Here is a 22,341-nt window from a genome sequence, read left to right on the forward strand (position 1 = left end):
GGGGAGGGGGGTGGGGCGTTGCCTCTTTCGTTCGGGGGGAGGGGGGGGGGGGGAGGGGGGGGGGGGGGGGGGGGGGGGCCGGGGGGGGGGGGGGCCCCCCCCCCCCCCCCCGCGCCCGGATACAGCAGTTCCACCCGCACCCGGGGATCGCCCAGGTCCACGCGCAGCACATGGGCATGCGCCGGCCCCGCGGTCGCGTAGATGTCGAACTGTTCGTACTGCACGCCCGTCGCGAACTGCGTCCACCCCGGCGCGGCACCGGCCGGTGCCGCCCCCACCAGGGCCGCACCGGCCAGTGTGCCGAGTGCCGCGAGGAACGTCAGTACCGATCTGCCTGCGCCGAAACGACTTTGACGGTGCGTCACAGCTCTCCCTGATGTCTCGTCAACTGTCCCAGGACTCAGGGGAAGTGCATCAGACGGCGATGGCGCGGGGGAGGTCTAGGCGCCGACCACACGCGAACGGATGAGGAAACGCACCCCCTCGGGTGCCTCCAGCGAGAATCCGCTGCCCCGGCCCTCGACCACGTCGACGATCAGCCGGGTGTGACTCCACACCTCGTACTGGCTCCTCGACATCCAGAACGACACCGGTTTCCCGACCCCCGCCACGTCCAGCTCGGCGAGCAGCACGTCGGAAGCACCGGTGCGGAACTCGCCCGCCGGGAAACACATCGGCGCGCTGCCGTCGCAGCAGCCGCCCGACTGGTGGAACATCAGCGGCCCGTGGGCCTCGTGCAACCGGCGCAGCAGTTCGGCGGCCGCGGGGGTGAGCTCGACGCGCGGCGCCTCGTCGTACCCGGCACGTGCGGAATCCTCGTCCATGGCCGCCGAGTCCAGCACGGCGAAGGTTGCGAGGGGGTTGCACGCTCACATGCCGACGAAGCTCACGGTCTCCGTCATGTCGGCCCGCCCGGTACGCGGCGGTGGCGTCCCCTCCCTCTCGAAGCCCACGGCGACACCGCAGAACAGGACGAGCCCGTCATCTGCCCCGACCGTCTCGCCGACGGTCCTGCGGTACATCGTCCACATCACCTGGGGGCAGCTGTGCAGCCCTTCCGCCCTCAGCAACAGCATCACCGTCTGCAGGTACATCCCCGCGTCCGCCCACTGCCCGAGCCCCATCGTCCGGTCCAGGTAGCAGAACAGCACGACCGGTGCCCCGAACGCCTCCGAGTTCAGGGCGGCGATCTTCCGGGGCCTGTCGGGGTCGTCGCGCTCGATCCCCAGCGCGGCGTACCGCTGGGCGGCCGCGGCGGCGAAACGATCCAGATACGGCGAGGCCAGAGGGGCCGGGTACATCGGATACTCCCGCTCGTCGCCCGGGTCTCCCGTCAGGGCCCGGGCCGTCGCGCGCTCTTTCAGCCCGGCCAGGGGCTCGCCGGTCACGACATACAGGTGCCACGGCTGGAGGTTCCCGCTCGACGGGGCGCGCGCCGCCGCGGCCAGGACTCGTTCGAGTACGTCCCTGGACACCGGCCGGTCGCTGAACGCCCGTACGGCTCGGCGGCTGGTCACGGCTTCGTAGACGTCCACGTCTTCTCGTCCCTCTCGCCCAACGACCCCCGCTTTCCTACCGCGTCGGCAGCTCGGACGTGGCGTACGGCGTGAAATGCGCCGGAGTGTGGTCGATCGGCAGGTCCGGGCGCCAGGCGGTCAGGCCCTGGGCGCTGCACACGAACAGGTTCTCCGGGAGGCGGTCCAGGGCGAACCAGCGCCAGTCACCGACGCGTTCGCCGGGCTGGTCGCCGGGCTCGCCCCGCCAGGCGGTGACCTGACTCGCCACCGTCATCCGGACCACGCCGTCGACGTCGTCGAGGAGCGTGCCCAGGAGCCGGACGTCGGCGGGGCGGGCCTCGATGCCGGTCTCCTCGCGGAGTTCGCGCACCGCCGTGTCCACCAGCGACTCCCCGGGCTCCACCGTGCCGCCGGGCAACTCCCAGGTGCCGCGCCGGTGCCGGCCGAGGAGCAGTCCGCGGGGTCCGTACAGGATGGTGCCGACCCCGATCGCCGCGTGCGGTGCCGGACCGCGGTTCGTGCGGGGGCGTGAGGAGACCCGGACCGGCCGGGTCACCCGGAAGATCCGGTACGAGGCGTGGTTGCCCTCCTCCGGTGCGTCGAGGACGTCGATGCCCTCGACCCGCAGCCCGTGGTCGCCGAGCAGGTCCGTCCAGAGTTCGGGGGTGAGCACCCACATCCGGACGTCGGCCTCCCCGCCCCCGGCGAGCCGCAGGATCTCGGTCCGGGACTCGACCACGGAGGAGGGGCCGTCACCGCGCGAGTTGGTGTGCAGCACGGTGAAGCACAGCGTCCCGCCGGGCCGCAGCGCCCCGGCGAGGGCGGGCAGCAGCCTGCGGGGGTCGATGTACGGCACAGCGTTGACGGAGTACACGACGTCGTACGGTTGTGCCGCGCCGAGGTGTTCGACGGCGTCGGCCCTGATCAGGCACAGGCCGGGCAGGGAGTCGTAGCGGGCGAGGGCCCGTTCGTGCTGCGTCGGCGAGGAGTCGACCGCGTCCACCGAGGCGCCGTGGGCGCGGACGAGATGCGCCGCGTGCCGGGCCGGGCCGCACCCGAGGTCCAGGACCCGCCGCCCGGCGAGCTCGCCGAGGATCTCGGCGCCGGGACCGGTGTCCCCGAGGCCCTAGTCGAAGCGCTCCAGCTCCGGCAGTACCGTGCCGCGCCGCAGATGGTGGTCGCCGTAGGCATGCCAGGCTTCGGCGTTCACCGAGTGGGGGTCGAGGGGATATGGGGTCAACGTGCCTCCCGGGTGCGGTGGTCGAGGCTCGGAACCCTATGCGCGGTCGCCGCCCTTTGCCGTCGCGCATCTTGACGTGTACTTGACGGAGTGGCTTCCATGGGAGCGCTCCCATATCCCTTCCGACTGCACGACTCACCTTTGGAGCCGCAGTGAGAAGAACGAGAAAGAGCCCCTTGAGCACCCTCCTCGCCAAGCTGGCGGCCCTCACCGGACTGGTGGTCCTCGGGGCCCTGGGTCCCGGCACGGCCCAGGCCGCCGAGGAACCCGCCACCCAGGCCACCGGCCTGCACATCAGCGACGGCCGCCTGGTCGAAGGCAACGGCAACGACTTCGTCATGCGGGGCGTCAACCACGCCCACACCTGGTACCCGAACGAACTGGGGTCGCTGGCCGACATCAAGGCGCAGGGCGCCAACACCGTCCGGGTGGTCCTCGCCGACGGCCATCGCTGGACCGCCAACAGTGCCGCCGACGTGACCAACGTGATCGCGCAGTGCAAGGCCAACCGGCTCATCTGCGTCCTGGAGGTGCACGACACCACCGGATACGGCGAGGACAGCGCCGCCGGCACCCTCGACCAGGCCGCCGACTACTGGATCGGCCTGAAGAGCGTCCTGGTCGGCCAGGAGGACTACATCGTCATCAACATCGGCAACGAGCCCTGGGGCAACACCGACCCCGCCGGCTGGACCGCCCCGACGATCGCCGCGATCCACAAGCTCCGGGGCGCCGGCTTCCAGCACACGATCATGGTGGACGCGCCCAACTGGGGCCAGGACTGGCAGCAGGTCATGCGCACCAACGCCCAGTCCGTGTACGCCGCCGACACCACAGGCAACCTGATCTTCTCGATCCACATGTACAGCGTCTTCGACACCGCGGCGGAGGTCACCGACTATCTGAACGCCTTCGTCACGGCCAAACTGCCCATCCTGATAGGGGAGTTCGGCGGCCCCGCCGACCAGTGGGGCGATCCGGACGAGGACACCATGATGGCCACCGCCGAGCAGCTCCACATCGGCTATCTGGCCTGGTCCTGGAGCGGCAACACCGACCCGATCCTCGACCTCGTCCTCAACTTCGACCCGGCACAGATGACTTCCTGGGGCAAGCGGATCTTCAACGGCGCCAACGGCATCGCGCAGACCGCCAAGGAGGCCACGGTCTTCGGCGGCGGCACGGGCGACACCCAGGCCCCGACCGCTCCCGGCGCCCCGGCCGCCTCCGCGGTGACGGCCGCCTCCGCGAACCTGACCTGGGCGGCGTCCACTGACAACGTTGGCGTAGCCGGGTACGACGTCGTCCGCGTCAGCGGCGGCACCGAGACCGAGGTCGCGTCGTCGACCGCGAACTCGGTCACCGTGACCGGCCTGACCGCGAACACGGCCTACTCCTTCGCCGTCTACGCCCGTGACGCCGCCGGCAACCGCTCCCCCCGCTCGGCGACGGTGAACGTGACCACCGCCGCGACGCCCGCGGGAAGCTGCTCCGTCGGCTACCGGGTGGTCGGCGAGTGGCAGGGCGGCTTCCAGGGGGAGATCACCGTCCGCAACACCGGTACCGCCGCGGTGACCGGCTGGAAGCTCGGCTTCACCTTCAAGGACGGGCAGACCGTCTCCAACATGTGGGGCGGGACCGCCACGCAGAGCGGCGCGGCGGTGACCGTTACCCCGGCCTCCTACACCAACACCATCCCCGCCGCGGGCTCGGTCACCGTCGGCTTCATCGGCGGCAAGGGTACGACGAACACGGCGCCGACCGCTTTCACCCTCAACGGGGCGTCCTGCGCCAACGGTTGACAGCTCCCAGTCATCAGGTCAACTGTCCCGGACTCTTGACTCGGAACATGCTCAGTCGCGATCCTGACGCAATATTGCGCCGGTCATGACAATCCCAAGGGCAGTCAAAACTCCCTCGGTCGACGGCGCCACCCCGCCGACCGAGGGACGTGGGCCATGACCGGAAGCTCCGGCCGCAAACGCAAGAACATCACCGTGGTCTCCGTGCTCTTCCTGGTGCTGGCCGCCATCCTCGGCCCCACGCCGAGTTCGGCGGCCACCGACTGGTGGACACCGACGGCCAGACCCACCCCCGACGCCCAGATCAACATCACCGGAGCGCCCTTCACCGGCACCAACTCGGCCGGTGAGGTCCGCGGGTTCGTCGACGCGCACAACCACCTGTTCTCCAACGAGGCCTTCGGTGGCCGGCTGATCTGCGGCAAGGTGTTCTCCGAGGCCGGCGTCGCCGACGCGCTCAAGGACTGTCCCGAGCACTACCCGGACGGCTCCCTCGCGCTCTTCGACTACATCACCCACGGCGGCGACGGCAAGCACGACCCGACCGGCTGGCCCACCTTCAAGGACTGGCCGGCGTACGACTCGATGACCCACCAGGCCGACTACTACGCCTGGGTCGAGCGGGCCTGGCGCGGTGGCCAGCGGGTCCTCGTCAACGACCTCGTCACCAACGGCATGATCTGCTCCATCTACCCCTTCAAGGACCGCAGTTGTGACGAGATGACCTCGATCCGCCTGCAGGCCAAGCTGACCTACGACCTCCAGGCCTTCATCGACAAGATGTACGGCGGCACGGGCAAGGGCTGGTTCCGGATCGTCACCGACAGCGCGCAGGCCCGACAGGTCATCCAGCAGGGCAAGCTGGCCGTCGTCCTCGGCGTCGAGACCTCCGAGCCGTTCGGCTGCAAGCAGATCCTCGACATCGGTCAGTGCAGCAAGGCCGACATCGACAAGGGGCTCGACGAGCTGTACGCGCTGGGTGTGCGCTCCATGTTCCTGTGCCACAAGTTCGACAACGCCCTGTGCGGTGTCCGCTTCGACGAGGGGGGCCTGGGAACCGCCATCAACGTCGGGCAGTTCCTCTCCACCGGCACCTTCTGGAAGACCGAGAAGTGCACGACCGCGATGCACGACAACCCCATCGGCACGGCGGCCAGCGAGGCGGAGAGCGACCTGCCCGCCGGCACCGAGGTCCCGGCGTACGACGAGAACGCGCAGTGCAACGTCCGTGGGCTCACCGACCTCGGTGAGTACGCCGCGCGCGGCATGATGAAACGCAAGATGATGGTCGAGGTCGACCACATGAGCGTCAAGGCCACCGGCCAGGTCCTCGACATCTTCGAGGCCGCGAACTATCCCGGCGTGATCTCCTCGCACAGCTGGATGGACCTCAACTGGACCGAGCGCGTCTACTCGTTGGGCGGTTTCGTCGCCCAGTACATGCACGGCTCGCAGGACTTCGCCGCGGAGGCCAAGCGCACCGACGCGCTGCGCGACAAGTACAACGTCGGCTACGGCTACGGCACCGACTTCAACGGCATCGGCGACCACCCCGCACCGCGCGGAGCGGACGCCGCGAACAAGGTGACGTACCCCTTCAAGAGCGTCGACGGCGGTTCCGTGATCGACAAGCAGACGAGCGGGCAGCGCGTCTTCGACTTCAACACCGACGGCGCCGCCCATGTCGGCATGATCCCCGACTGGATCGAGGACATCCGGCTCGTCGGCGGACAGGGCGTGGTCGACGACCTGTTCCGCGGCGCCGAGTCCTACCTCGACACCTGGGGCGCCTCCGAGCGGCACCAGGCCTCGGTGAACCTCGCGGCCGGGCGTCCGGCGACGGCGAGTTCGTCCGAGTCCAACCCGTTCACCAGCTACCAGCCCGGCCGGGCCGTGGACGGCGACGACTCCAGCCGCTGGGCCAGCGACTGGAGCGACGACCAGTGGTGGCAGGTCGACCTGGGCTCCACCAACCTGGTCTCCAAGGTCACGCTCGACTGGGAGCGGGCGTACGGGAAGTCGTACCGGATCGAACTCTCCACGGACGGCACGACCTGGACCACGGCCTGGTCCACCACCTCCGGTGACGGCGGGCTCGACACGGCCAAGTTCACCGGCACCCCGGCCCGTTACGTCCGGGTCCACGGTCTCGGCCGCGGCACCGAATGGGGATACTCGCTCTACGAGGTGGGCGTCCACAGCGGCTGATTCTCGACAGCGGGGGACATACATGGCACGCATGCCGTCGGCCGAGCGGCGCAGGCAGCTGACGGAAGCGGCTATCAGGGCGATGGCCCGGGACGGCGTCGCGAAGACGACGACCCGGTCCATCGCCGCCGAGGCGGGCGTGTCCCTCAGCGTCTTCCACTACTGCTTCGACTCCAAGCAGGCCCTCGTCGAGGCCGTCATCACCGCCCTCACCGACCAGTCCGTCACCGTGGTCAGGGAGGTGCTGCGCCCCAGGGACACCCTGGAGGAGACCGTCGCAGCCGGTTTCCGGGCGTACTGGGAGCACGTCCGCGCCCACCCCGAGGCGCACATGCTCACCTACGAGCTGACCCAGTACGCCCTGCGCGAGCCCGGGTTCGAGCACCTGGCCAAGCGACAGTACGAGCTGTACGGCGAGGCGTACGCCGAACTCATCGAGCAGCTGCGCAGCGACATGGAGCTGCGGCTGCGGGTGCCCGTCTCCGTGCTGGCCCGCTATCTCGCGGCGATGACCGACGGGCTGACGCTGAACTACCTCGTCCTCGGCGACGCGGCCACGTGGGAGGACATCCTCGACACGGTCACCGCGCACATCGCGGGGCTGGTCCAGGACGAAGGACCCTGATGCCGGTCGGTCGGTCGGTCAGTCGGTCAGTCGGTCAGGATTCGAGAAGCGCCGGCCGGGGGCTGTGGCTAGCGTGACTCCATGAGCTGCGCCGAAGCGCCGAGGCCGACGTAATCTTCGAAGCTGTCGAAACCGGTCGGACCGAGCCGGGGGACGCCGTCGAGGACGCGAGGGCGGCCCGGCCCCACAGATGGAGACACGATGAGCAAGGCCACCACGACGGGCGCGCCGCACGCTGCTGACAGTCACGATCTGATCCGCGTGCACGGGGCGCGCGAGAACAATCTCAAGGACATCAGCATCGAGATCCCCAAACGCCGGCTCACGGTGTTCACCGGGGTCTCCGGCTCCGGCAAGAGCTCGCTGGTGTTCGACACCATCGCCGCCGAGTCGCAGCGGCTGATCAACGAGACCTACAGCGCCTTCTTGCAGGGCTTGATGCCGACCCTGGCGCGTCCCGAGGTCGACGTCCTGGACGGCCTGACCACTGCGATCACCGTCGACCAGCAGCGCCTCGGGGGCGACCCGCGTTCCACCGTCGGCACCGTCACCGACACCAACGCGATGCTCCGCATCCTGTTCAGCAGACTCGGGACGCCGCACATCGGCTCACCGAAGGCGTTCTCCTTCAATGTCGCCTCGATCAGCGGGGCGGGCGCGGTCACCATGGAACGCGGCGGGCAGACCGTGAAGGAGCGCCGCAGCTTCAGCATCGTCGGCGGCATGTGTCCGCGCTGCGAGGGCCGGGGCACGGTCAACGACATCGACCTCACCCAGTTCTACGACGACTCCAAGTCGCTCGCCGAGGGCGCGATGACCATCCCCGGCTACAAGGCCGGCGGCTGGAACTACCGGCTCTACAGCGAGTCCGGCTTCTTCGACGCGAACAAGCCGATCCGGAAGTTCACCAAGAAGGAGCTCCAGGACTTCCTGTACCGCGAACCGGTCCGGATGAAGATCGCGGGCATCAACATGACCTACGAGGGTCTCGTCCCGCGGATCCAGAAGTCGATGCTCGCCAAGGACCGCGAGTCGATGCAGCCGCACATCCGCGAGTTCGTGGACCGTGCGATCACCTTCATGGTCTGCCCCGAGTGCGCGGGCACCCGGCTGAGCGAGGGCGCCAGGTCCTCGAAGATCGAGGGGATCAGCATCGCCGACGCCTGCGCGATGCAGATCAGCGACCTGGCCGAGTGGGTGCGGGGCCTGGACGAACCGTCGGTCGGGCCGCTGCTGACGGCACTGGGGGAGACCCTCGACTCGTTCGTGGAGATCGGGCTCGGCTATCTCTCCCTCGACCGCCCCTCGGGCACCCTGTCCGGCGGCGAGGCGCAGCGCACCAAGATGATCCGGCACCTCGGCTCCTCTCTCACCGACGTCACCTATGTCTTCGACGAGCCGACCATCGGGCTGCACCCCCATGACATCGAGCGCATGAACAACCTGCTGCTGCGCCTGCGGGACAAGGGCAACACGGTGCTGGTCGTGGAGCACAAGCCGGAGACGATCGTGATCGCCGACCACGTCGTCGACCTCGGTCCCGGTGCCGGTACGGCGGGCGGTTCGGTCTGTTTCGAGGGCACCGTGGAGGGGCTGCGGACCAGCGACACCGTCACCGGACGCCACTTCGACGACCGGGCCGGGTTCAAGGACGCGGTTCGCAGGGCGACCGGGGCGCTGGAGATCCGCGGTGCGTCCACGCACAACCTCCAGGGCGTCGACGTCGACATCCCGCTGGGCGTGCTGACCGTGATCACCGGCGTCGCGGGCTCCGGCAAGAGCTCGCTCGTGCACGGGTCGATCCCGGCCGGGGAGGGGGTCGTGTCCGTCGACCAGGGCGCCATCCGCGGCTCGCGGCGCAGCAACCCGGCGACGTACACCGGACTGCTCGAACCGATCCGCAAGGCGTTCGCGAAGGCCAACGGCGTGAAGCCGGCGCTGTTCAGCGCCAACTCCGAGGGCGCCTGTCCCACCTGCAACGGCGCCGGGGTCGTCTACACCGACCTGGCGATGATGGCCGGGGTGGCCACGACCTGCGAGGAGTGCGAGGGGAAGCGGTTCCAGGCCTCGGTGCTGGAGTACCACCTCGGCGGGCGGGACATCAGCGAGGTGCTCGCGATGCCGGTGACCGAGGCCGGGGAGTTCTTCGCCGCCGGTGAGGCGGCCACACCCGCCGCACACCGGATCCTGGAGCGCCTCGCGGACGTCGGGCTCGGCTACCTCACCCTCGGCCAGCCGCTCACCACGCTGTCCGGCGGCGAGCGGCAGCGGCTGAAGCTGGCGACGCACATGGGGGAGAAGGGCGGCGTGTACGTCCTCGACGAGCCGACCACGGGTCTCCACCTCGCCGACGTCGAGCAACTGCTGGGCCTGCTGGACCGGTTGGTCGACTCCGGCAAGTCGGTCATCGTCGTCGAGCACCACCAGGCGGTCATGGCGCACGCGGACTGGATCATCGACCTCGGTCCGGGCGCGGGCCACGACGGCGGACGGATCGTCTTCGAGGGGACGCCCGCGGAACTCGTCGCCGCCGGGTCCACGGTCACGGCGAAGCATCTGGCGGCGTACGTGGGCATGTGACGCGGCGTTCCGGGATCCAGAGAGGGCAGGGCCTCGCTCCAGTGGGCCCTGCCCTCCCTCCTTGCCCCGCCGCCACCCTGCGCGGAACCGGCCGGAACCGGCCTCTTGACCGCGGGCTCCCCCTCCCCCGATGCTCGGTTGCGCATGGTGATGCGTGTGTCGAATGAGGCAACGATCAGGCCCGTCGGAGGAGTAACCCATGGCTCATGAGGTTCGTGCTGTCGTCGCCCGGGCGAAGGGCGCCCCCGTCTCCGTCGAGACGATCGTCGTCCCCGACCCGGGACCCGGCGAGGTGCTGGTGAAGGTCGAGGCGTGCGGTGTCTGCCACACCGATCTCCACTACCGGGAGGGCGGCATCAACGACGACTTCCCCTTCCTGCTGGGGCACGAGGCGGCGGGCCGGATCGAAGCGGTCGGGGAGGACGTCACCGGACTGGAGCCGGACGACTTCGTGATCCTCAACTGGCGCGCGGTCTGCGGCACGTGCCGGGCGTGCGCCAAGGGCCGGCCCTGGTACTGCTTCGCCACCCGCAACGCGACCCAACGGATGACCCTGCTCGACGGCACCCCGCTCGCGCCCGCCCTCGGCATCGGCGCGTTCGCGGAGAAGACGCTGGTCGCCGCGGGGCAGTGCACCAAGGTGGACCCGGCCGCCCCGGCGACCGCCGCCGGGCTGCTCGGCTGCGGTGTCATGGCCGGCTTCGGCGCGGCCGTGAACACCGGCGCCGTCGGCCGCGGGGACTCCGTCGCCGTCATCGGCTGCGGCGGGGTGGGCATGGCCGCCGTCGCGGGGGCGAGGCTTGCCGGCGCGACCAAGGTCATCGCCGTCGACGTCGACCCGCGCAAGCTGGAGCGGGCCATGGGGATGGGCGCCACTCACACCGTCGACTCGCGCGAGAGCGACCCGGTCGAGGCGATCCGCGAGCTGACCGGCGGCTTCGGCGCCGACGTCGTCATCGAGGCGGTCGGCCGCCCCGAGACGTACAAACAGGCCTTCTACGCCCGCGACCTCGCCGGCACCGTCGTCCTGGTCGGCGTGCCGACCCCCGAGATGAAGCTGGAGCTTCCCCTGCTCGACGTCTTCGGCCGCGGCGGCTCGCTCAAGTCGTCCTGGTACGGCGACTGCCTGCCCTCGCGCGACTTCCCGGCCCTCGTCGATCTGTACCTGGGCGGGCGCTTCGACCTGGACGCCTTCGTCTCGGAGACCATCGGCCTCGGGGACGTGGAGAAGGCGTTCGAGAAGATGCACCGCGGTGAGGTGCTGCGGTCCGTCGTGGTGCTGTGACGGCGGGTCCACTTGTTGATTACTGCGCAGCGGGTTGCGCTACCTGCAACGCCACGCAAAGGCTGTGTCCGTCCTCTGGACGCCTTGACAAGGGTTTGCGGGCGCCCTCAAACTGACGTTGCGTTCACCGCAATCCGTTTCGCTATACGCACCGAGGTGTCATGATGATTCCCGCGTGCCGTCTCGTGGATCTTCCCCGAGGCGAGGCCTACCGGCTCGACATCGACCCGCCGGTCTCGGTGTTCCACACCGACGACGGCGAGGTCTTCGCCATCGACGACACCTGCACCCATCAGGACGCCTCGCTCGCCGACGGCTGGCTGGAGGGCTGCGAGGTCGAATGCCCTCTGCACGCCTCGAAGTTCGACCTGCGGACGGGTGCCGTCGACGCCCCGCCGGCCAAGCGCCCGGTCCGCACCCACGCGGTCCACGTCGAGGACGGCATGATCTACGTCCAGCTGTCCACGGACGCGCCCAACCTGCCGCCCTGCGTGGCGGCCAGGCTCGCCGGGGGCCCCGCGTGAGGACGGTGGCCGTGGTCGGCGCCTCGCTCGCCGGACTGTCGGCGGTGCGCTCGTTGCGCAAGCAGGGCTACGACGGACGGCTCGTCGTCATCGGCGACGAACTCCACCGCCCGTACGACAGGCCCCCGTTGTCGAAGGAGTTCCTGGCCGGTTCCCTGGGCGAGGCGGATCTCGCGCTGGAGTCGGACGAGGAGGATCTGCGGGTGCAGTGGCTGCTCGGCGTCCGCGCCGTCGGCCTCGACGGCCCGCAGCGCGCCGTACGGCTCGCCGACGGCAGCGAGGTCCGGGCGGACGGTGTCGTCATCGCGACCGGCGCCGCCGCCCGGACTCTGCCGGGCACCGACGGCCTGGCCGGGGTGCACACCCTGCGCACCCTGGACGACGCCCGCGCCCTGCGGGACGAACTGGCCCTGGGGGGACGGCTGGTGGTGATCGGCGGCGGCTTCATCGGCGCCGAGGTCGCCTCCACCGCGTACGCCCTCGGGCTCGACGTGACCGTCGTCGAGGCGGCCCCGACCCCCCTGGCCGGACCCCTCGGCGAGACCATGGGCGGGCTCGTCTCCGCCCTCCACGCGGACCACGGCGTACGTCTGTTGTGCGGTGTGGGCGTCAAGGCGCTGAGCGGTGAGAACCGGGTCGACGCCGTCCTCCTGGACGACGGCCGCAGCATTCCCGCCGACATCGTGGTCGTGGGAGTCGGCGCCCGCCCGTGCGTCGAGTGGCTGGCGGGATCGGGCATCGCCCTCGCCGACGGGGTCACCTGCGGCGCCGACGGCCGCACCAGCCTGGCCGGTGTGGTCGCGGTCGGCGACTGCGCCTCCTGGTACGACCCGCGCGCGGGCCTGCACCGCCGCGTCGAGCACTGGACCGGCGCACGGGAGCGGCCCGACGCGGCCGTGACCGCCCTGCTGGCGGGCGGCGCGGTGGAACCGAGTGCGCCGAGGCCGCCCTACTTCTGGTCGGACCAGTACGGCGTGAAGATCCAGTTCGCCGGTCACGCGGCCGGCGCCGACAGTGTGACGATCGAGGAAGGCGCCCGGGACGACCGCAACGTCCTGGCCGTCTACCGGCGTTCCGGGCACCCGGTCGCCGTGCTCGGGATGAACCAGCCGCGGTTGTTCACGCGCTGGCGCAAGCAGCTCGCCGCCGCGGCCTGACAGCACCGCCGCCGCTCCGCCCAGAACGCCGACCGCTCTTCCCGGCGTGCATCACCGGTACACGAAGGCGTGCATCACCGGTCCCCGACGTTCCCCGAGGAGTGCCCTGTGACCTCGACCGGCCTGCCCGACAGCCTGATCGCCACTCTCCCCGGCGCTTCCTATACGGATGCCGGGGTGTTCGCTCTGGAGCAGGAGCGGATTTTCGAGGCGATGTGGTTCTGTGCTGTGCGTGCTTCGGATCTGCCCAGACCCGGTTCGTTCAGGACGGTGGAGGTGGGGCGGGAGAGCGTTCTGATCACGCGTGCGCGGGACGACTCGGTGCGCGCGTACTTCAATGTGTGCCGGCATCGTGGGGCCCGGTTGTGCACGGAGGAGTCCGGCGAGGTGAAGCGGGCGTTCCAGTGTCCGTATCACGCGTGGACGTACGACCTGACGGGCAAGTTGGTGGCCGCGCCGAATCTGACGAAGATGCCGGACGTGGGGCGTACCGAGTACGGGCTGGCGGCCGTCGCGGTGCGTGAATGGCTGGGTTATGTGTGGGTGTGCCTCGCGGAGAACCCGCCGCCCTTCGACGAGGTCGTCCAGGACGTGATCACGCGTCTCGGGGACACCGAGTCGATCGAGCACTACGACCTCGACAACCTTCAGGTCGGGCGGCGGATCGTCTATGACGTGAAGGCGAACTGGAAGCTGATCGTCGAGAACTTCATGGAGTGCTATCACTGCGCGACGATCCATCCCGAACTGACGGAGGTGCTGCCGGAGTTCGCGGATGGGTATGCGGCGCAGTACTACGTGGGGCACGGGGCGGAGTTCGGTGAGGACGTCCGGGGGTTCACGGTCGACGGTTCGGAGGGGCTGGACCGTATTCCCGGGGTCTCCGACGATCAGGACCGCCGTTATTACGCGATCACGGTGCGGCCGCAGGTGTTCGTGAATCTGGTGCCCGACCATGTGATCTTCCACCGGATGTTTCCGGTCGCGGCGGACCGTACGGTCGTGGAGTGTGACTGGCTGTATCTTCCGCAGGTCGTGGAGAGCGGGAGGGATGTCAGCCGGTCGGTGGAGTTGTTCGACCGGGTCAACCGGCAGGACTTCGACGCGTGCGAGCGCACCCAGCCGGGGATGAGTTCACGCCTGTATGCCAAGGGCGGTGTCCTGGTCCCCAGCGAGCACCACATCGGCGCCTTCCACCACTGGGTCCAGGAACGGCTGGGGGCTCAGCCCAGGTAACCCATGCGATGGCTGATCTCGTCGGCGCCCTTGACCAGGACCGGAGCGAGTTCGTGGAGCCGCTCCTCGGAGAGCCGGTACGCCGGACCTGAGGCGCTGAGCGCCGCGATGACCTCTCCGTCCCGGTCGCGGACCGGTGCCGCCATGGCGTGGAGCCCGAGCTCCAGTTCCTCCAGGGCCCAGGCGTAGCCGCGCTCCCGGGCTTCGGCGAGGTTCTTCTCAAGCTTCGTCTTCGCCGTGATGGTGCGCGAGGTGACCTTCTTCAGGCCGGCCTCGGTCAACAGTGCGGCGCGGTCCTTGGCGGGCAGGTGGGCCAGGAGGATCTTGCCGCTGGAGGTGGCGTGCAACGGGGTCAGCTGGCCGACCCAGTTCTGCGCGGTGACGGCCCCGGGGCCGCGCACCTGGTAGAGGTTGACCGCGTAGCGCTCCTGCATCACGGCGAGGTTCACGGTCTCGCCGATCTCGTCGGCCAGGTCCTCGCAGACCGGGCGGCTCTGCTGGGTGATGTCGATGCGTCCGGTGACCGCGCCGGCCAGGCGCACGATGCCGAAGCCGAGGCGGTACTTGCCGCGCTCACCCGCCTGTTCGACCAGTCCGCGCGCCTCCAGTGCGCCCAGCAGGCGGAACGCCGTGGACTTGTGAACGTCGATCTCGGCGGCCACCTCGCTGACCCCCGCCTCGCCGCGCCGGGCGAGGATCTCCAGTACGTGAATGGCCCGGTCGACGGACTGCACCCCGCCGCTCGACGACCCTGTCGTTTCGTTATCCGGGTTGTAGTTGCTCACAACGCAACTATACGGGGGGTAAACAACAGGGCGCGGAGGTGTTTCGCAGACCCGGTGCATATGTCGTGCAAGTTGCGCGCCTCGCAACCTGGTGCGTATGACGCTACTCGTACTAGCATGCGCGCATATCTACGGCGCGAGCGAGACGAGGCACCATGGCTCCTCAGCAGCAGTACGACTTCGTCATCGTCGGTGGTGGATCGGCCGGCAGCGCACTGGCCAACCGGCTCTCCGCCGACCCGGGCAACCGGGTGCTGGTCCTGGAGGCCGGCCGGCCCGACTACCCGTGGGACGTCTTCATCCACATGCCCGCGGCGCTGACCTACCCGATCGGCAGCCGTTTCTACGACTGGAAGTACGAGTCCGAGCCCGAGCCCCACATGGGCGGCCGGCGCGTCTACCACGCCCGCGGCAAGGTCCTGGGCGGCTCCAGCAGCATCAACGGCATGATCTTCCAGCGCGGCAACCCCCTGGACTACGAGCGCTGGGCCGCCGACCCCGGCATGGAGACCTGGGACTACGCGCACTGTCTGCCGTACTTCAAGCGCATGGAGAACTGCCTCGCGGCCGACCCCGACGACGAGTTCCGCGGCCACGACGGCCCCCTCGTCCTGGAACGCGGCCCGGCCACCAACCCGCTCTTCACCGCCTTCCAGAAGGCCACCGAGGAAGCCGGGTACGTGCCCACCGACGACGTCAACGGCTACCGGCAGGAGGGCTTCGCCAAGTTCGACCGCAACGTCCACCGCGGGCGCCGGCTCTCGGCCTCGAAGGCCTATCTGAAGCCCGCCCGCAAGCGCCCCAACCTCACGGTCAGGACCCGCGCCCTCGTCACCCGTGTCCTGTTCGAGGGCAAGCGGGCCGTCGGCGTCGAGTACCGGCGCGGCAAGGGCGCGCTCCAGCAGGTCCGCGCCAAGGAGGTCATCCTCTGCGGCGGCGCGATCAACTCCCCGCAGCTGCTGCAGCTTTCCGGCGTCGGCAACGCGGAGGAACTGCGCGCGCTCGGCATCGACGTCGTGCACGACCTGCCGGGCGTCGGCGAGAACATGCAGGACCACCTGGAGGTGTACATCCAGTACGCCTGCAAGCAGCCCGTCTCCATGCAGCCGTATCTCGCGAAGTGGCGTGCCCCCTTCATCGGCCTGCAGTGGCTCTTCCGCAAGGGCCCCGCCGCCACCAACCACTTCGAGGCGGGCGGCTTCGCCCGCAGCAACGACGACGTCGACTACCCCAACCTGATGTTCCACTTCCTGCCCATCGCGGTCCGCTACGACGGCTCGGTGCCCGCGGGCGGACACGGCTACCAGGTGCATGTCGGACCCATGTACTCCGACGCCATCGGCTCCGTGAAGATCAGGAGCAAGGACCCGCAGGAGCATCCCGCGCTGCGCTTCAACTACCTCTCCACCGAGCAGGACCGGCGTGAGTGGGTCGAGGCGGTGCGGGTCGCCCGCAGGCTCCTCAACCAGCCCGCCCTGGCCCCCTACAACGACGGAGAGGTCTCACCGGGACCGTCCGTGGAGACCGACGAGGAGATCCTCGCCTGGGTCGCCAAGGACGGCGAGACCGCCCTGCACCCCTCCTGCACCTGCAAGATGGGCACCGACGAGAAGGCCGTCGTGGACCCCGCGAGCATGCGCGTGCACGGTGTGGAGGGACTGCGGGTCGTCGACGCGTCGGTGATGCCCTACGTCACCAACGGCAACATCTACGCGCCGGTGATGATGATCGCGGAGAAGGCGGCCGACCTCATCCTCGGCAAGGAGCCGCTCGCGCCCTCCAAGGCCGTGTACTACCGGCACCGCGACACTCACACGCAGGCGGGATAGACGGTGGGCGCCGAGGACCTCCGCGCGCTGCTCGCCGCCGTCCGCTACGAGGTGCTGCCCGCGAAGGTCACCGAGGACAAGGTCCTCGCCCATGTCCCGCGCGACGTCGTCGTCACCGTGACGGCGTCACCGGTCAAGGGCCTGGAGCCGACGCTCGACCTGGCCGGCCGGCTCGCGGCACACGGCTACCGGGTCGTCCCGCACGTGCCCGCGCGACTGCTGCGGGATGACGTGCACCTCAAGGACGTCGTCGACCGGCTCCGGGAGGCGGGCGTCGACGACGTCTTCGTGCCCGCGGGAGACGCCGACCCACCGGCAGGGGTGTACGACGGGGCCCTGCCGGTGCTGCGCAGGCTGGGTGAGCTGGGCGACCCCTTCGCCCGCGTCGGCATCACCGGCTACCCCGAGAGCCATCCGCTCATCCACGACGACCTCACCGTCCAGGCGATGTGGGACAAGCGGGCGCACGCCACGTACATCGTCAGCAACCTCTGCTTCGACCCGCGGGTGCTCACCGACTGGGTCGTCCGGATCCGGAGCCGGGGCGTCGCCCTGCCCCTTCATGTGGGCGTCGCGGGGCCCGTGCAGCGGGCGAAGCTGCTCGCCATGGCGACGAGGATCGGGGTGGGGGAGTCGACCCGTTTCCTCACCCGGCATCCGGCCTGGTTCCTGCGCTTCGCGGTCCCCGGCGGCTACGCACCCGAGCGGCTGCTCGACCGCACCGCCGAGCAACTCACCGTGCCCGCGGCGGGAGTTGCCGGACTGCATCTGTTCACCTTCAACCAGATCGCCGAGACCGAGCGGTGGCGCCGCGCCCTGCTCGACCGATTGAATCGGTAACGCAGAGTTTTCACCCACGGTCCTCCAACCCCTTGACGTGGGTTCCCGCATTCTCCAGAGTGTTCCACCACAAGCAATGCGATGCGCGATGCGCAACGAAATCGCTCGAAGGGCTCCCGACGTGGCTGACCTGTACGTGGACGGTGAATGGCGGGAACCGCTGGCCGGAGGCCGCCGGGAGATCCGATGTCCCGCCGACGGCACGCTCTCCGCGACCGTGTCCGAAGGGACCCGCCCCGACACCGAGGCGGCCGTCGCCGCCGCCCGCCGGGCCTTCGACGAGGGACCCTGGCCCCGTACCCCCGAGCGTGAGCGCGGCGCACTGCTGCTGCGCACCGCCGACCTGATCGAGCGCGACGCCAAGGAGTTCGCCCGCGCCGAGTCGCTGGACACCGGCAAGCGGCTGGTGGAGAGCGAGTACGACATCGCCGACATCGTCTCCTGCTTCCGCTACTACGGCGGGCTCGGCGGCACCGACGCCGGACGTGTGATCGACACCGGCCGGGACGACGCCGTGAGCCGCGTCGTCTACGAGCCGATCGGCGTCTGCGGACTGATCACCCCGTGGAACTACCCACTGCTCCAGGCGAGTTGGAAGGTCGCTCCGGCCCTTCTCGCCGGCAACACGATCGTCCTCAAGCCCAGCGAGCTCACCCCCTCCACCTCGATCCTGCTGATGAGGGCCCTGGAGGAGGCCGGGCTGCCGGCCGGCGCCGCCAACCTCGTCCTCGGAGCCGGGCCCGAGGTGGGCGCGCCGCTCTCCGAGGACGCCCGCGTCGACATGGTCTCCTTCACCGGCGGCCTGGAGACAGGCAAACGGATCATGGCGACGGCCGCCGCGACCGTGAAGAAGGTCGCGCTGGAACTCGGCGGCAAGAACCCCAACGTCGTCTTCGCCGACGCCGACTTCGAGACGGCCGTGGACTTCGCGCTCACGGCCGTCTTCCTGCACTCCGGGCAGGTCTGCTCGGCCGGCGCCCGGCTGATCGTCGAGGACTCCCTGCACGACCGGCTCGTCGACGAGATCGTCCGGCGGGCCCGGCAGATCCGCCTCGGCGGCCCCTTCGACCCCGAGGCCGAGACCGGCGCCCTGATCTCCGCGCAGCACCTCGCGAAGGTCGAGGCGTACGTCGCGGCCGGGGTGGCGGAGGGCGCCGTCCTGCGCTGCGGCGGCGAGCGGCCCGACGACCCCGCCCTCGCGAGCGGCCACTACTACCCGCCCACCGTGCTCGACGAGTGCCGGCAGGACATGCGGGTGGTGCACGAGGAGTCCTTCGGGCCCGTGCTCACCGTGGAGCGCTTCACCGACGAGGACGACGCCGTCCGTATCGCCAACGACACCGAGTACGGGCTCGCGGGTGCCGTGTGGACGCAGGACGCCGGCAAGGCCCAGCGGGTCGCCCGACGGCTGCGGCACGGCACGGTGTGGATCAACGACTACCACCCCTATGTGCCGCAGGCCGAGTGGGGTGGCTTCGGGCACTCCGGTGTGGGCCGGGAACTGGGACCGACCGGCCTCGACGAGTACCGCGAGCCCAAGCACATCTGGCAGAACATCCAACCCCGGCCGCAACACTGGTTCCGCGGCTGAACGCCGAGAAGAGGTCGACCATGACCCCCACCAAGACCGAGGTGCCGCCGCGGCGCGGCGCACCCGAGGACGCGGCTCCCACGCCGGTCATATCCGTGCGCGGGCTGTGGAAGGTGTTCGGGCCGAAGGCGGAGCAGGTACCGGACTCCGAGGAGCTGTGTGGGCTCACCCGCCGCGAGCTCATGGACCGCACCGGCTGCACCGCCGCCGTACGCGACGTGAGCTTCGACGTCGCACCCGGCGAGGTCTTCGTCGTCATGGGACTGTCCGGCTCCGGCAAGTCCACCCTGGTGCGCTGTCTGACCCGGCTGATCGAACCCACCGCGGGCGAGATCGTCTTCGAGGGCGAGGACATCCGCGACGCGGACGAGAAGCGGCTGCGTGAACTGCGGCGCAGCAAGTTCTCCATGGTCTTCCAGCACTTCGGGCTGCTGCCGCACCGCCGCGTCGTCGACAACGTGGCCTTCGGGCTGGAGATCCGCGGCATGGGCAGGACCGAGCGCACCCGGCGGGCGCTGGAGGTCGTCGAACTCGTCGGGCTCTCGGGATACGAGAACTCCTACCCCGACCAGCTCTCCGGCGGCATGCAGCAACGCGTGGGTCTGGCGAGGGCGTTGGCCGGTGACCCGGAGGTCCTCCTCTTCGACGAACCGTTCTCCGCGCTCGACCCGCTGATCCGCCGCGACATGCAGAACGAGGTCATCCGGCTGCACCACGAGGTCGGCAAGACGATGGTGTTCATCACCCACGACCTCTCCGAGGCGCTCAAGCTCGGCGACCGCATCCTCATCATGCGCGACGGCAAGACGGTCCAGTGCGGCACCGGCGACGAACTCGTCGGCGCCCCCGCCGACGACTACGTACGCGACTTCGTCAAGGACGTGCCGCGCGGCGACGTCCTCACCCTGCGCTGGATCATGCGCCCCGTCACCCCCGAAGACCCCCTGGACGGACCCGAGTTGGGCCCGGACGTCGTGGTGAAGGAGGCCACCCGGGCGGTGCTGGCGGCCGAGAAGCCGGTCAAGGTCGTCGAGAACGGCGAGCTGCTCGGCATCGTCGGCGACGAGGAGATCCTCGCGGTGGTCGCCGGACAGGAAGGCGACGTGTGATGACCGTCGCCATGGAGAAGCCCGAGATCTCGGGAGAGGCACCGCAGGCCGCCCCGCCTGCGCCCGCCGCCCCCGTGCGCCGGATCAGCCGGTCCATGGTGGTCGGCGTGATCCTCGTGGTCTGGCTCGTCCTGTTCTTCGTACTGCGTGGAAAGCAGACCCTGTCGCTGGCGGCGGCCGACCTCACCGACCTGCACCGCCGGCTCAACGACGTCAACGACTCCATCGGCGCCAACCGCAACTCCAACCCACTCTTCCTCTACTTCTTCAACGAGATCCGGCTGGTCATCGACAACCTGGTGACCTTCGTGCAGGACCTGATCTCCCAGCCCTCCGGCGACCGCCCGCTCCCGCAGATCGGCTGGCTCGGTGTCGTCGGGCTCGCCGGGTACGTCTCCTGGGCGGTGGCCAACTGGCGGGTCGCCCTGCTGGCCGTGGCCGGCTTCACCTTCCTCGGGCTCCAGGGGCTGTGGCAGGAGAGCATGGACACCCTGGCCCTGACCCTCTCCGCGGTCCTGGTGGCGCTGCTGTTCGCCCTGCCGCTGGGGGTGTGGGCGGGACTGTCCGAACGGGTCAACCGGATCGTCACGCCCTTCCTGGACTTCATGCAGACGATGCCGACCTTCGTCTACCTGGCGCCGCTGACCCTGATCTTCCTCATCGGCGGAGCCTCCGCCGCGATCGCCACCGTCATCTACGCTGCCCCGCCGGCCATCCGCATCACCGCGCACGCCATCCGCTCGGTGCCCGCCGCGTCGGTCGAGGCGGCCGAGTCGATGGGGGCCACGAGACGGCAGTCGCTGCTGAAGGTCCTGCTGCCGATGTCCAAGCGGACCGTGGTCATGGGTGTCAACCAGACCATCATGGCCGCACTGGCCATGGTGACCATCGCGGCCCTGATCGACGCGCCCGGCCTCGGCAAGACCGTCGTACAGGCCCTGCAGTCCCTCGACGTGGGTACGGCCTTCAACGCGGGCCTCGCCATCGTCGTCATGGCGATCGTCCTGGACCGGGTCACCACCGCGGCCAGCGGACGCGCGGAGGCCGCCCGGCGCTCCGCCGGACCCCTCCTGAAGTGGCGCAAGCACCTGCTCGCCGCCGGGGGAGTGGTGGCGGCGGTGCTCGTCTACCTGTCGCACACCTACGTGTGGGCGGCCGAGTTCCCCGGCGACGGCAGCACCGGCAGCAATATCGCCAAGGCCGCCGACAACGTGACGACCTGGGCCCAGGACAACCTGTCGGGACTGACCAACGCCATCCGCGACTCCCTCACCAACGGCCTGCTCAACCCGTTCCAGACCCTGCTGACCGACTCCCCGTGGTGGCTTGTCGGCGCCGCCCTCGCGGGGTTCGCCGTCGTCCTCGGCGGCCGGCGCGCCGGGATCACCACCGCCGTGTGCGTGGGACTGCTGGTCGGCACGGGCCTGTGGTCGGACGCCATGACGACGCTGGCGTCGACCGTCGTGGCGACGGTGCTGGTGATGCTGTTCGGCGCCGCCTTCGGGGTGTGGATGGGGCGCAGCGCCCTGGTGGACCAGCTGGTGCGGCCCACCCTGGACGCGGCCCAGGTCATGCCGCCGTTCGTCTATCTCGTGCCGTTCCTCGCGCTGTTCGGCGCGACACGGTTCACGGCCATCGTCGCCGCGGTCGTCTACGCGGCGCCCGTCGCCATCAAGATCATCGCGGACGGGGTGCGGGCCGTGCCCGCCACCACCGTCGAGGCGGCGACCTCCACCGGGTGTAACACCTGGCAGATCATCACCAAGGTCCAGCTGCCGATGGCACGCAGCGCCCTGACACTCGCGACCAACCAGGGCCTGATCTACGTGCTGTCGATGGTCGTCGTGGGCGGTCTCGTGGGAGCGGGCGCCCTCGGCTACGACGTCGTGGCCGGGTTCTCGCAGGGGGAGCTGTACGGCAAGGGCCTGGCGGCCGGTCTCGCCATCGTCCTGCTCGGCGTCATGTTCGACCGGATCACTCAGGCAGCGGCTCGCCGCACCAGGGCTTAAGGAG

Annotated in this window: 17 protein-coding genes; 13 read left to right on the forward strand and 4 right to left on the reverse strand. The window is 70.0% G+C overall.

Translation table 11 applies throughout. The features are described from left to right. Nucleotides 1-440: 440 nt before the first annotated feature. From ACZ48Z_RS27820 to ACZ48Z_RS27830, 3 genes are read right to left on the reverse strand one after another with little or no spacing between them, the layout of a single operon-like run. Nucleotides 441-824 carry a DUF779 domain-containing protein gene (locus ACZ48Z_RS27820; protein WP_468738618.1) on the reverse strand — a complete coding sequence of 128 codons (384 nt, stop codon included), beginning with the start codon at nt 822-824 and terminating at the stop codon, nt 441-443. Nucleotides 825-869: 45 nt separating this feature from the next. Then, nucleotides 870-1,535 carry a nitroreductase gene (locus tag ACZ48Z_RS27825; RefSeq protein ID WP_468738619.1) on the reverse strand — a complete coding sequence of 222 codons (666 nt, stop codon included), beginning with the start codon at nt 1,533-1,535 and terminating at the stop codon, nt 870-872. A gap of 37 nt (nt 1,536-1,572) precedes the next feature. Next, nucleotides 1,573-2,613, reverse strand: coding sequence for a bifunctional class I SAM-dependent methyltransferase/NUDIX hydrolase (locus ACZ48Z_RS27830; RefSeq protein ID WP_468738663.1), 1,041 nt, complete (start codon nt 2,611-2,613; stop codon nt 1,573-1,575). A 296-nt stretch (nt 2,614-2,909) separates the two neighbouring features. Here ACZ48Z_RS27830 and ACZ48Z_RS27835 point away from each other — a divergent pair, with 296 nt between their 5' ends. The 8 genes from ACZ48Z_RS27835 to ACZ48Z_RS27870 all read left to right on the forward strand — a co-directional run bounded on the left by ACZ48Z_RS27835 (nt 2,910) and on the right by ACZ48Z_RS27870 (nt 14,174). Further along, a complete protein-coding gene (locus tag ACZ48Z_RS27835; RefSeq protein ID WP_468738620.1) occupies nt 2,910-4,559 on the forward strand; it encodes a cellulase family glycosylhydrolase in 1,650 nt (549 codons plus the stop codon). Between the two features lie 156 nt (nt 4,560-4,715). After that, nucleotides 4,716-6,767, forward strand: coding sequence for a galactose-binding domain-containing protein (locus ACZ48Z_RS27840; protein WP_468738621.1), 2,052 nt, complete (start codon nt 4,716-4,718; stop codon nt 6,765-6,767). A gap of 22 nt (nt 6,768-6,789) precedes the next feature. Then, a complete protein-coding gene (locus ACZ48Z_RS27845; protein ID WP_468738622.1) occupies nt 6,790-7,392 on the forward strand; it encodes a TetR/AcrR family transcriptional regulator in 603 nt (200 codons plus the stop codon). A 201-nt stretch (nt 7,393-7,593) separates the two neighbouring features. After that, on the forward strand, nt 7,594-9,972 hold the full coding sequence (locus ACZ48Z_RS27850) for an ATP-binding cassette domain-containing protein (protein WP_468738623.1): 2,379 nt from the start codon (nt 7,594-7,596) through the stop codon (nt 9,970-9,972). 199 nt (nt 9,973-10,171) lie between these two features. Further along, a complete protein-coding gene (locus ACZ48Z_RS27855; protein ID WP_468738624.1) occupies nt 10,172-11,257 on the forward strand; it encodes an S-(hydroxymethyl)mycothiol dehydrogenase in 1,086 nt (361 codons plus the stop codon). Between the two features lie 161 nt (nt 11,258-11,418). Further along, on the forward strand, nt 11,419-11,781 hold the full coding sequence (locus ACZ48Z_RS27860) for a bifunctional 3-phenylpropionate/cinnamic acid dioxygenase ferredoxin subunit (RefSeq protein WP_328745333.1): 363 nt from the start codon (nt 11,419-11,421) through the stop codon (nt 11,779-11,781). Next, a complete protein-coding gene (locus ACZ48Z_RS27865) occupies nt 11,778-12,938 on the forward strand; it encodes an NAD(P)/FAD-dependent oxidoreductase (RefSeq protein WP_468738625.1) in 1,161 nt (386 codons plus the stop codon). The genes ACZ48Z_RS27860 and ACZ48Z_RS27865 overlap by 4 nt, the downstream gene beginning before the upstream one ends. A gap of 108 nt (nt 12,939-13,046) precedes the next feature. Continuing rightward, nucleotides 13,047-14,174: an aromatic ring-hydroxylating oxygenase subunit alpha gene (locus ACZ48Z_RS27870; RefSeq protein ID WP_468738626.1), complete on the forward strand. Its 1,128-nt coding sequence runs from the start codon at nt 13,047-13,049 to the stop codon at nt 14,172-14,174. Here ACZ48Z_RS27870 and ACZ48Z_RS27875 read toward each other — a convergent pair. Further along, complete coding sequence (locus ACZ48Z_RS27875; protein WP_468738664.1) at nt 14,162-14,908, reverse strand: IclR family transcriptional regulator; 747 nt, start codon at nt 14,906-14,908, stop codon at nt 14,162-14,164. The genes ACZ48Z_RS27870 and ACZ48Z_RS27875 overlap by 13 nt on opposite strands. A gap of 206 nt (nt 14,909-15,114) precedes the next feature. Between ACZ48Z_RS27875 and betA the strand changes: the two genes are divergently transcribed. The 5 genes from betA to ACZ48Z_RS27900 all read left to right on the forward strand — a co-directional run bounded on the left by betA (nt 15,115) and on the right by ACZ48Z_RS27900 (nt 22,337). Continuing rightward, nucleotides 15,115-16,788 (forward strand): choline dehydrogenase, encoded by a 1,674-nt coding sequence (gene betA, locus ACZ48Z_RS27880; RefSeq protein WP_468738627.1) that lies wholly within the window; start codon nt 15,115-15,117, stop codon nt 16,786-16,788. A 3-nt stretch (nt 16,789-16,791) separates the two neighbouring features. Next, nucleotides 16,792-17,628 carry a methylenetetrahydrofolate reductase gene (locus ACZ48Z_RS27885; protein WP_468738628.1) on the forward strand — a complete coding sequence of 279 codons (837 nt, stop codon included), beginning with the start codon at nt 16,792-16,794 and terminating at the stop codon, nt 17,626-17,628. A gap of 121 nt (nt 17,629-17,749) precedes the next feature. Beyond that, on the forward strand, nt 17,750-19,219 hold the full coding sequence (locus ACZ48Z_RS27890) for an aldehyde dehydrogenase family protein (protein ID WP_468738629.1): 1,470 nt from the start codon (nt 17,750-17,752) through the stop codon (nt 19,217-19,219). A 20-nt stretch (nt 19,220-19,239) separates the two neighbouring features. Next, nucleotides 19,240-20,328 carry a quaternary amine ABC transporter ATP-binding protein gene (locus tag ACZ48Z_RS27895; protein WP_468738630.1) on the forward strand — a complete coding sequence of 363 codons (1,089 nt, stop codon included), beginning with the start codon at nt 19,240-19,242 and terminating at the stop codon, nt 20,326-20,328. Then, nucleotides 20,328-22,337, forward strand: coding sequence for an ABC transporter permease (locus ACZ48Z_RS27900; RefSeq protein WP_468738631.1), 2,010 nt, complete (start codon nt 20,328-20,330; stop codon nt 22,335-22,337). Before ACZ48Z_RS27895 ends, ACZ48Z_RS27900 begins: the two co-directional genes overlap by 1 nt. The last annotated feature ends 4 nt before the right edge of the window (nt 22,338-22,341 follow it).

The organism is Streptomyces sp. NPDC031225 (genome assembly GCF_055570355.1).

Excerpts from the sequence above, each read along its gene's own strand:
- ACZ48Z_RS27820 (WP_468738618.1), bottom strand. The coding sequence starts at position 824 with ATGGACGAGGATTCCGCACGTGCCGGGTACGACGAGGCGCCGCGCGTC.
- ACZ48Z_RS27840 (WP_468738621.1), top strand. The coding sequence starts at position 4,716 with ATGACCGGAAGCTCCGGCCGCAAACGCAAGAACATCACCGTGGTCTCC.
- ACZ48Z_RS27845 (WP_468738622.1), top strand. The coding sequence starts at position 6,790 with ATGGCACGCATGCCGTCGGCCGAGCGGCGCAGGCAGCTGACGGAAGCG.
- ACZ48Z_RS27850 (WP_468738623.1), top strand. The coding sequence starts at position 7,594 with ATGAGCAAGGCCACCACGACGGGCGCGCCGCACGCTGCTGACAGTCAC.
- ACZ48Z_RS27855 (WP_468738624.1), top strand. The coding sequence starts at position 10,172 with ATGGCTCATGAGGTTCGTGCTGTCGTCGCCCGGGCGAAGGGCGCCCCC.
- ACZ48Z_RS27860 (WP_328745333.1), top strand. The coding sequence starts at position 11,419 with ATGATGATTCCCGCGTGCCGTCTCGTGGATCTTCCCCGAGGCGAGGCC.
- betA (WP_468738627.1), top strand. The coding sequence starts at position 15,115 with ATGGCTCCTCAGCAGCAGTACGACTTCGTCATCGTCGGTGGTGGATCG.
- ACZ48Z_RS27895 (WP_468738630.1), top strand. The coding sequence starts at position 19,240 with ATGACCCCCACCAAGACCGAGGTGCCGCCGCGGCGCGGCGCACCCGAG.
- ACZ48Z_RS27900 (WP_468738631.1), top strand. The coding sequence starts at position 20,328 with ATGACCGTCGCCATGGAGAAGCCCGAGATCTCGGGAGAGGCACCGCAG.